The sequence below is a fragment of the Cellulomonas algicola genome (genome assembly GCF_003851725.1).
Classification (GTDB): Bacteria; Actinomycetota; Actinomycetes; order Actinomycetales; family Cellulomonadaceae; genus Cellulomonas; species Cellulomonas algicola.
Window position 1 is genome coordinate 1 of the sequence record NZ_BHYL01000216.1, and the last position, 1,433, is coordinate 1,433.

The 1,433-nt window shown below is 78.6% G+C and carries 3 protein-coding genes; all 3 read right to left on the bottom strand.

What is annotated here, in order from left to right; genetic code table 11:
- On the bottom strand, positions 1 to 246 hold a 246-nt coding region (locus CTKZ_RS13800; protein WP_200829751.1), incomplete at its 3' end, for a hypothetical protein.
- The gene (locus CTKZ_RS13805) at positions 243 to 1,070 is read right to left on the bottom strand and encodes a C40 family peptidase (protein ID WP_124343490.1); all 828 of its coding nucleotides are present in this window, start codon (positions 1,068 to 1,070) and stop codon (positions 243 to 245) included. The genes CTKZ_RS13805 and CTKZ_RS13800, both read right to left, overlap by 4 nt.
- Positions 1,067 to 1,433, bottom strand: a 367-nt coding sequence (locus CTKZ_RS13810) for a flagellar FliJ family protein (RefSeq protein ID WP_124343491.1), incomplete at its 5' end; no start/stop codon positions are given. The genes CTKZ_RS13810 and CTKZ_RS13805, both read right to left, overlap by 4 nt.

Genomic DNA, 1,433 nt, shown 5'->3' on the forward strand with positions numbered 1-1,433 from the left:
GCCCTGGCCCGTGGCGTCGGCCTCGGCCGGGCGGCTCGCGCCGCCCGTCACCGCGGCGTCCGTGGGGTCGGCGGGGGCCGCCGGGTCCGCGCGATCGGTTGCGCGCTCGGGTCGGGCGACGTCGGCGCCGACACGGACGTCGTCGAGCGTGCGGGCGAACGCGTCTCCCGCGCCCGGCAGGCCGGTCGGGGAGGACGCGCGCGAGGGTCGCGCGGCGAGCGTGGTCACGGTCGTCGTGGTCGTCACGAGGCCACCCCCAGGGAGGTCGCGAGGCCCGCCAGGGACGAGCCTCGGGTGCTGGACAGCGACGCGAGGAGCTCCATCGCGGCGCGCTGGCTCGCGGCCGTGGCCGCCGTGCCGGTGGAGGGCCCGGTGAGGCCGGTCAGGCCGGTCAGGCCGGTCAGGCTGCCGAGCCCGGACACGCCCTGCAGCCCGCTCGGCCCGGCGAGCGCGGTCCCGCCCGGCAGCCCCGGGACGGACGCCGAGACGGTCGTCGCCTGCTGCTGCGGGAGGATGCGGCGGATCGCGGTGGGCGTCGCGTAGACGTCCCGCACGACGACGTGCGCGCCGGGCTTCGGGGCGTCGACCATCTTCCCGTCGCCCACGTAGATGCCGATGTGCGTGCCGCCGCCGAAGACGACGAGGTCGCCGGGCAGCGCCTGGTCGAGCGAGGCGACGGGCTCGCCCATCTTCTGCTGGTCGCGCGCGACGCGCGGGACGTCGGTGATGCCGACGTCGGCGAGCGCGCGCAGCACGAGGCCCGAGCAGTCGAGGCCGCCCTCGTCGAGGGACTCGCCGCCCCACACGTAGGGCACGCCGACGTACTTCTGCGCGGCGGCGACGAACGACTGCGCGGTCGCGCCGCCCGCCGGGGCGGCGGGCAGACCGGACGCGTCCGACGCGCCGGTCAGCGACGCGAGCAGCGTCTGGAAGTCGTCGCCGGTCGCTGCGGCACCCGTGGCGGCGGGGACAGCCGTCGTGCTCGCCGACGCGGCAGGGCGCGGGGGCGCGACGAGCGCGCGGAGCTCGGCCATGCGCGCCTGCACGGAGGCGATCCCGTCGACGGTCATGCGTCCTCCCGTGCCACTCGGCGGCCCGCGACCTCGTCGAGGACGACCTGCTCGGCGTGCAGCTCCTCGGCGCGGACGGTCGCGTCGTGGCGCTCCTCGAGCCGCTCGACGGCGCGCGCGTCGCGGCGGGCCGCGACCCACACGTCGGTCCGCTCCTCGCTGTGCGTCTGCGCGGCGACGACCTGCTCGCCCTGCTCCTCGAGGAGCGCGACGAGCGACGCGCGCGACGCGACGGACGCCCGGAAGGCGAGGCCGTCGGCGACGTCGGGCAGCGTCGAGCCGCTGAGGCGCTCGCGCGTCTCGCGGGCACGCTCGGCGGCGGCACGCTCGGCGCGACGCGCGGCGGCGAGCTCGGCCGCGGCG